The 7,306-nt window shown below is 74.4% G+C and carries 6 protein-coding genes; 3 read left to right on the top strand and 3 right to left on the bottom strand.

Annotation, left to right across the window (positions count from 1 at the left end; all coding sequences use genetic code 11):
• Window positions 1–48 precede the first annotated feature (48 nt).
• The gene (locus ACFW1I_RS18890; protein WP_384671114.1) at window positions 49–858 is read right to left on the bottom strand and encodes an inositol monophosphatase family protein; all 810 of its coding nucleotides are present in this window, start codon (window positions 856–858) and stop codon (window positions 49–51) included.
• Window positions 859–869: 11 nt separating this feature from the next.
• Window positions 870–1,997 carry a ferrochelatase gene (locus ACFW1I_RS18885; protein WP_384671113.1) on the bottom strand — a complete coding sequence of 376 codons (1,128 nt, stop codon included), beginning with the start codon at window positions 1,995–1,997 and terminating at the stop codon, window positions 870–872.
• 160 nt (window positions 1,998–2,157) lie between these two features.
• On the opposite strand from ACFW1I_RS18885, the gene ACFW1I_RS18880 reads away from it, so the two are divergent.
• Both ACFW1I_RS18880 and ACFW1I_RS18875 read left to right on the top strand, forming a co-directional pair.
• Window positions 2,158–3,414 carry an MFS transporter gene (locus tag ACFW1I_RS18880; RefSeq protein ID WP_384671111.1) on the top strand — a complete coding sequence of 419 codons (1,257 nt, stop codon included), beginning with the start codon at window positions 2,158–2,160 and terminating at the stop codon, window positions 3,412–3,414.
• Window positions 3,359–4,693 (top strand): D-arabinono-1,4-lactone oxidase, encoded by a 1,335-nt coding sequence (locus tag ACFW1I_RS18875; RefSeq protein WP_384671108.1) that lies wholly within the window; start codon window positions 3,359–3,361, stop codon window positions 4,691–4,693. Before ACFW1I_RS18880 ends, ACFW1I_RS18875 begins: the two co-directional genes overlap by 56 nt.
• Window positions 4,694–4,700: 7 nt before the next feature.
• Here the strand turns inward: ACFW1I_RS18875 and ACFW1I_RS18870 are convergent, their stop codons facing one another.
• Window positions 4,701–5,699 carry a hypothetical protein gene (locus ACFW1I_RS18870; protein ID WP_384671107.1) on the bottom strand — a complete coding sequence of 333 codons (999 nt, stop codon included), beginning with the start codon at window positions 5,697–5,699 and terminating at the stop codon, window positions 4,701–4,703.
• A gap of 411 nt (window positions 5,700–6,110) precedes the next feature.
• Between ACFW1I_RS18870 and sepH the strand changes: the two genes are divergently transcribed.
• Entirely contained in the window at window positions 6,111–7,163 is a 1,053-nt protein-coding gene (gene sepH / locus ACFW1I_RS18865) for a septation protein SepH (protein ID WP_384671105.1), read from the top strand.
• Window positions 7,164–7,306: the final 143 nt, after the last annotated feature.

Genomic DNA, 7,306 nt, shown 5'->3' with positions numbered 1-7,306 from the left:
GCCCCGGATCCGTTCGGCTCCGGGGCACCGCCGTGTCCGGGGCCGCTCTCAGTCGTGCCAGGCGCCGAGCCGGTCGAGCAGCTCCTGGAGGGGGCCGAAAAGCCCCTCGGGGGCCGCTACGGCCAGTTCTCCGGACTCGGGCTCTCCCGGACGTCCGCCGGTGCGCGCGCCCGCCTCGCGGGCGATCAGGGCCCCCGCGGCGTGGTCCCAGGGGTTGAGCCCGCGCTCGTAGAAGGCGTCGAGCCGGCCGGCCGCCACGTCGCACAGGTCGATGGCGGCCGAGCCGCCCCGCCGGATGTCCCGGACCAGCGGCAGGACCTCCCGGACCACCTCGGCCTGGTGGGCGCGGCGGGACTGCACGTACCCGAAGCCGGTGCCGAGCAGGGCCTGGTCGAAGGGGGGCGCGGTGCGGACCGCGAGCCGGCGCTCGCCCAGGTACGCGCCGCCGCCGCGGACGGCGCGGAAGGTCTCGCCGCGCAGCGGGGCCTCGACGACGCCGACGACGGTCTCGCCCCGGTACTCGGCGGCGATGGAGACGGCCCAGGACGGCAGGCCGTAGAGGTAGTTCACGGTGCCGTCGAGGGGGTCGATGACCCAGCGGACGCCGCTGGTGCCGGGGGTGGCGGCGCCCTCCTCGCCGAGCAGCCCGTCCTGCGGGCGGTGCTCGGTGAGGAAGCCGGTGATCAGCTTCTCGGCGGCGATGTCCATCTCGGTGACGACGTCGATGGCGCTGCTCTTGGTGGCGGCGACGGCCAGGTCGTCGGGCCGGCCGTCGCGCAGCAGGGCGCCGGCCCGCCGGGCGGCCTCCAGGGCCAGGTCGAGCAGCTCGTCGAGCGGGGGCGGGGGTACGGGGGTCACGGCGTGGCTCCTCAGGCGTAGGGGCTGTCGGCACCGGCGGCGGCGGCGCGCTCGGCGCGGGCCGGGCAGCAGCCGATCGGGCAGAGGTCGTGGGAGGGGCCGAGGGCGCCCAGGGCGCACCGCTCCGCGCGCGTGCCGCGCTCGGCGGCGGCCCGCTCCAGGACCAGCTCGCGGACGGCGGCGGCGAACCGCGGGTCGGCGCCGACGGTGGCGGAGCGGCGGACCGGGAGGCCCAGCTCGGCGGCCTTGGCGGTGGCCTCGGTGTCGAGGTCGTACAGGACCTCCATGTGGTCCGAGACGAAGCCGATCGGCACCATGACGGCGGCGGGGGCGCCGGCCGCGCTCAGCTCCTCAAGGTGGTCGCAGATGTCCGGCTCCAGCCAGGGGATGTGCGGGGCGCCGCTGCGGGACTGGTAGACGAGCTTCCAGGGGTGGTCGACGCCGGTCCGCTCGCGCACCGCGTCGACGACGACCCGGGCCACGTCGAGGTGCTGCTTCACGTAGGCGCCGCCGGGGCCGTGGTCGGCGACGGGGCCGGAGGTGTCGGCAGCGGAGTCCGGGATGGAGTGGGTGGTGAAGGCGAGGTGGGCGCCGGCCCGGACGGAGTCGTCGAGCTCGGCGAGGGAGGCGAGGACGCCCTCCACCATGGGCTCCACGAAGCCGGGGTGGTTGAAGTAGTGGCGGAGCTTGTCGACCCGGGGAAGCGGCAGGCCCTCCGCCTCCAGGGCGGCGAGCGCGTCGGCGAGGTTCTCGCGGTACTGGCGGCAGCCCGAGTAGGAGGCGTACGCGCTGGTGGTGAGGACGGCGATGTGGCGGCGCCCGTCGTGGACCATCTCGCGGAGGGTGTCGGTGAGGTACGGGGCCCAGTTCCGGTTGCCCCAGTAGACCGGCAGGCCGAGGCCGGACTCGGCGAAGTCGGTCCGCAGCGCGTCGAGCAGGGCGCGGTTCTGGCCGTTGATCGGGCTGACGCCGCCGAAGAGGAAGTAGTGCTGCCCCACCTCCTTGAGCCGCTCCTTGGGGATGCCGCGGCCGCGCGTCACGTTCTCCAGGAACGGGACGACGTCGTCCGGGCCCTCGGGGCCGCCGAAGGAGAGCAGCAGCAGGGCGTCGTACGGGGCGGGATCGTGCTGATCGGACATGGCACCGATCCTCCCACCCGGCACCGACGGCCCGGGGTGCGGCCCGTCCGGAAATACGGGGATGACCCGACGGCTTCGAACCCTTAGGCTTTAGACCTCAATTACACGTGTTGACCGTGACGAACGGGCGGCACGCCGCGTCGCAGAGCCGGAGAACCCCTTGCCCAGTCCCTACCGCGCGATCTTCTCGGCGCCCGGTACCGCCTCGTTCTCCGTCGCCGGTTTCCTGGGCCGGATGCCGCTGTCCATGATGGGCATCGGCATCGTCACGATGATCTCCCAGGTCACCGGCCGGTACGGGCTGGCCGGCGCCCTCTCGGCGACGCTGGCGATGTCCGCCGCCGTGCTCGGCCCCCAGGTGTCCCGCCTGGTCGACCGGTACGGGCAGCGGCGGGTGCTCCGCCCGGTCACCCTGGTCTCCCTCGTCGCCGCCACCGGGCTGCTGCTCTGCGTGCAGCAGCAGGCCCCGGACTGGACGCTCTTCGCCTTCACGGCCGTGATCGGCGTCGTGCCGAGCGTCGGGGCGATGACCCGGGCCCGCTGGGCGGGCATCTACCGGGGCGACGCGCGCTCGCTGCACACGGCGTACTCGTGGGAGTCGATCGTCGACGAGGTGTGCTTCATCTTCGGCCCGATCATCTCCATCGGCCTGTCGACGACCTGGTTCCCGGAGGCCGGCCCGCTGCTGGCCGGGGTCTTCCTCGCGATCGGCGTCTTCTGGCTGACCGCCCAGCGGGACACCGAGCCGGAGCCGCACCCGCAGCCCGCCGCCAAGGGCGGTTCGGCGCTCCGCTCCCCCGGCCTCCAGGTCCTCGCCCTGGCCTTCGTCGCCACCGGCGCGATCTTCGGCTCGGTGGACGTGGTGACCGTGGCCTTCGCCGAGGAGCGGGGCCAGAAGGCGGCCGCCAGCCTGGTCCTCGCCGTCTACGCGCTGGGCTCCTGCCTGGCCGGCGCGGTCTTCGGGCTGCTGCACCTCAAGGGCGAGCCGTCCCGCCGGTGGCTGCTCGGCGTCTGCGCGATGGCCGTGAGTATGATCCCCCTCCTACTGGCCGGGAACCTGCCGTTGCTGGCCGTGGCGCTCTTTGTCGCGGGCCTCTCCATCGCGCCGACGATGGTGACCACGATGGCCCTCGTCGAGAAGCACGTACCGCACACCCAGCTCACCGAGGGCATGACCTGGACCGGCACCGGCCTCGCGATCGGTGTGGCGCTCGGTTCCTCGGCGGCCGGCTGGGTGGTCGACGCCTCGGGGGCGGAGTCGGCGTACGTGGTGCCCGTCGTCTCGGGCGCGCTCGCGGTCGTGGTGGGCCTGCTCGGCCACCGCCGGCTGCGCAGGCCGGTGCCGAACCGGGAGGGGCGAGATGAGCACGAGGACAGCGGGACCGGGGAGCGCCAGGACGGGCAGCCCGTGGCGTAACTGGGCGGGGAACGTCTCCTCCCGCCCGGCGCGGGAGGCGAGCCCGGCCTCGGCCGAGGAGCTGGCCGCCGAGATCCGCCGGGCCGCCGAGGACGGGCTGCGGGTGAAGACGGTCGGCACCGGCCACTCCTTCACCTCGATCGCGGCCACCGACGGCGTCCTGATCCGCCCGGACCTGCTCACCGGGATCCGCCGGATCGACCGCGAGGCGATGACGGTGACGGTGGAGTCGGGCACTCCGCTGAAGCGGCTCAACGTGGCGCTGGCCCGGGAGGGCCTGTCGCTCACGAACATGGGCGACATCATGGAGCAGACGGTCGCCGGGGCCACCTCGACCGGCACCCACGGCACCGGCCGCGACTCCGCCTCCCTCGCGGCCCAGATCCGCGCCCTGGAGCTGGTGACGGCGGACGGGACCCTGCTGACCTGCTCCGAGCAGGAGCGCCCTGAGGTCTTCGCGGCGGCCCGGATCGGACTCGGCGCGCTCGGCGTGGTCACCGCGATCACCTTCGCCGTCGAGCCGGTCTTCCTGCTCACCGCGCGGGAGGAGCCGATGCGCCTCGACCGGGTGCTCGCAGACTTCGACGAGCTGCACGCGGAGAACGAGCACTTCGAGTTCTACTGGTTCCCCCACACGGACAACTGCAACACCAAGCGCAACAACCGCAGCGCCGGTCCGGCCGCCCCGCTGCCCCGCCTCGGCGGCTGGTTCGAGGACGAGTTCCTCTCCAACGGGGTCTTCCAGGCGGCCTGCTCGCTCGGCCGCGCGGTGCCGCCGGCCATCCCGGCGATCGCCCGGATCTCCAGCCGCGCGCTCTCCGCCCGGACGTACACCGACATCCCGTACAAGGTCTTCACGTCCCCGCGCCGGGTCCGCTTCCTGGAGATGGAGTACGCGCTGCCGCGGGAGGCCGCGACGACGGCGCTGCGCGAGCTGAAGGCGATGGTGGAGGGCTCGCCGCTGAAGGTGAGCTTCCCGGTGGAGGTGCGCACCGCGCCCGCCGACGACATCGCGCTCTCCACCGCCTCCGGCCGGGAGACGGTCTACATCGCGGTGCACCTCTACAAGGGAACGCCCCACCGCGGGTACTTCACCGCGGTGGAGCGCATCATGACTGCCCACGGGGGCCGGCCGCACTGGGGGAAGGTGCACACCCGGGACGCCGCCCAGCTGGCGGCCGCCTATCCGCGCTTCGCCGAGTTCACGGCGCTGCGCGACCGGCTCGACCCGGACCGCCGCTTCGGCAACGACTACCTGCGGCGGGTGCTGGGCGACTGACGGGGACTCATCCGGCGGTGTCGCCGGACGGGGCCGTGGGGGCGTCCTGGACGGCCGGGCCCGTGGTGGGGGCGTCGGTGGGAGCGGACGGCGTGGCGGGGGCCGTCGGGTCCGTCGTCGGGTCGGTGGGCTCCCGCGTCGGGTCCGTGCCGCCGTCCTCGGAGCCGGTCGGGTCCGGGGTCGGCGCGGTGGTCGCGTCGCCGCTCGGCGTCCCGGTCCCGGGGTCGGGGGTGGCGCCGGTGGACGGTGTGGCGTCCGTGCCGGTCCCGTCCCCGGGCTCCCGGGTGCCGTCCTGGCCCGCGGAGCCGGTCGGGGCGGGTGCCTGCGGCTCGTCCCCCTGGTCCCGCTGTCGCTGTTCCTCCCGCTCCTCGGGGACGTTGCGCTGTCCGCCGTCGCCGCCGCGGACCACCGAGCCGAAGGTGGTGGTGCCCTTGGTGCCGCTGAAGTCCTCGCCGGAGACCAGCTCGTAGGTGGTGATGCCGCCCATGGTGACGCCGAAGACGAGGGCGGCGGCCAGCACCGGGCGCCTCCAGCCGCGCAGCCGGGTGCCGTGGGTGGTGGCCGCGCCGAACGCGTCGTCGTACGGGAACGGCGCGGCGGGCTCGGGGACGGTGCCGAGCATCAGGGTGTGGCGGTCGTCCGCGGGGAAGGCGGAGGGGGCGGCGGGGACCTGACGCGCCTTCGGCTTGGCGGCGGTGGTCACGTCCCGCATCTGCTCGCCGGTGCGCTTGAAGAGCTGCTGGAAGAGCGGCCCGCCGCAGGTGGCGATGACGCTGATCACGCCGGCGCCGAGGATGGTCCCGTAGACGCCGAGGGTGGAGGCGAGTTTGGCGGCGATCACCGCCGCGAGGGCGCTGCCGGCCACCTGAGGCACGCTCAGGTCGATCTTCCGCTTGGCCTCGCCCCCGGGCTCCGGGGGCTCGTTCCCGGGCCCCGGGGTCCGTATCTCCGGTTCGTCCGTGTCGGCCGGCTGCCTGTGACGCATCTCCACCCTCTGCTTGCTCATCTGTTCCACCGTGCACCCAGAAGGGACAAATGAGCGAAGCGAATAGTTCCGGTTCAGGGGGTTCTGTGAAGAGTGCCACGCGGGAGGAATGGAGACGGAGGCTCAACTCCCGCCCACCCCGAGAAGTTGGGCGGCGCGCCGGTCCACCCGAGTGGCCCGAATGGAGTACATTGACGAACCCTGGGTCCGGACGCCTTCCGGGGCGCCCGGGAACGGAACCGCTACCCAGTGTGACGCCCAGTCACTCCGGGTAGTGAACAGGTAACCGTGCCATAACGGCGGACCGGGGTCCACGCCCGACACGCCGGGCAACTCGGCAAGGTAGTGGCAGGCTGCACCCGGGCAGGCCACACTCGACTAGCGGAAGCAGCGACGCACGTGACGTCGGCAGGCACCACCCGGGAGGTCCCCATGCCCGAACTGCGTGTCGTGGCCGTCTCCAACGACGGCACACGACTGGTGCTCAAGGCTGCCGACAGCACGGAGTACACGCTTCCGATCGACGAGCGGCTGCGGGCCGCCGTGCGCAACGACCGGGCGCGCCTCGGCCAGATCGAGATCGAGGTCGAGAGCCACCTCCGCCCCCGCGACATCCAGGCCCGGATACGAGCCGGTGCCTCCGCGGAGGAGGTCGCCCAGCTCGCCGGCATCCCCGTCGACCGCGTCCGCCGCTTCGAGGGCCCCGTGCTCGCCGAGCGCGCCTTCATGGCCGAGCGCGCCCGCAAGACCCCGGTGCGCCGGCCCGGCGAGAACAGCGGCCCCCAGCTCGGCGAGGCGGTGCAGGAGCGGCTGCTGCTGCGTGGCGCCGAGAAGGACACCGTGCAGTGGGACTCCTGGCGGCGCGACGACGGCACCTGGGAGGTGCTGCTCGTCTACCGGGTCGCCGGCGAGGTGCACACCGCCAGCTGGACCTACGACCCGCCGCGCCGGCTCGTCCAGGCCGTGGACGACGAGGCGCGGGCGCTGATCGGCGAGACCGACGACACCCTCGCCGCCGCGCCGGAGCCGAGCTTCCCCTTCGTACCGAGGATCGCCCGGCTGCCCCGGGACCGGCCGCTGGACCGCACCCTGGACCGGCCGCTCGACCGGGCCCTGGACCGGCAGCTCGACCGGGCGCCGCTGACCGCCTCGGCGGCGGAGCCGGAGGAGGAGCGGGACTCGCTCACCAGCCTCCTGGAGGCGGTGCCGAGCTTCCGCGGCGACCTGGTGGTCCCCGAGCAGCCCGACACCGAGCCGTCCGACGAGGTCGAGGCGGAGGAGCCGCCGGCTCCCGCCGCCTCCGCCGGGGCGGGCGCGGCCTACGCCGACGTCCTCATGCCCCGCTCCGTCTCCGGCCACCGCGACCGGCTGCACGGCGCGACCGACCGGCAGGCGGAGGCCGACGGCGTCCGCCCGGGCCGCCGGGCGGCCGTCCCCAGCTGGGACGAGATCGTCTTCGGCACCCGCAGGAAGAAGCAGGACTGACGCACGAGGCAGGACCGAGGCACACCGCGGATCGTGGGGGCGCGGGGGGGCGGGGGGGGGGGGGGGGGCTGCGCGGGGGCGTGGGGGGGGGGCGGGGGGGGACGCGCGCGCGGGGTGGCGCTGTGTCGCGCGCGAGAGAGCTC

The organism is Streptomyces sp. NPDC058955, assembly GCF_042741435.1.
GTDB lineage: Bacteria > Actinomycetota > Actinomycetes > Streptomycetales > Streptomycetaceae > Streptomyces.
Note: the sequence above shows the minus strand (reverse complement) of the source record. Positions and strands in the feature narration are given on the sequence as shown.

Excerpts from the sequence above, each read along its gene's own strand:
- ACFW1I_RS18885 (WP_384671113.1), bottom strand. The coding sequence starts at position 1,997 with ATGTCCGATCAGCACGATCCCGCCCCGTACGACGCCCTGCTGCTGCTC.
- ACFW1I_RS18875 (WP_384671108.1), top strand. The coding sequence starts at position 3,359 with ATGAGCACGAGGACAGCGGGACCGGGGAGCGCCAGGACGGGCAGCCCG.
- ACFW1I_RS18870 (WP_384671107.1), bottom strand. The coding sequence starts at position 5,699 with ATGAGCAAGCAGAGGGTGGAGATGCGTCACAGGCAGCCGGCCGACACG.
- sepH (WP_384671105.1), top strand. The coding sequence starts at position 6,111 with ATGCCCGAACTGCGTGTCGTGGCCGTCTCCAACGACGGCACACGACTG.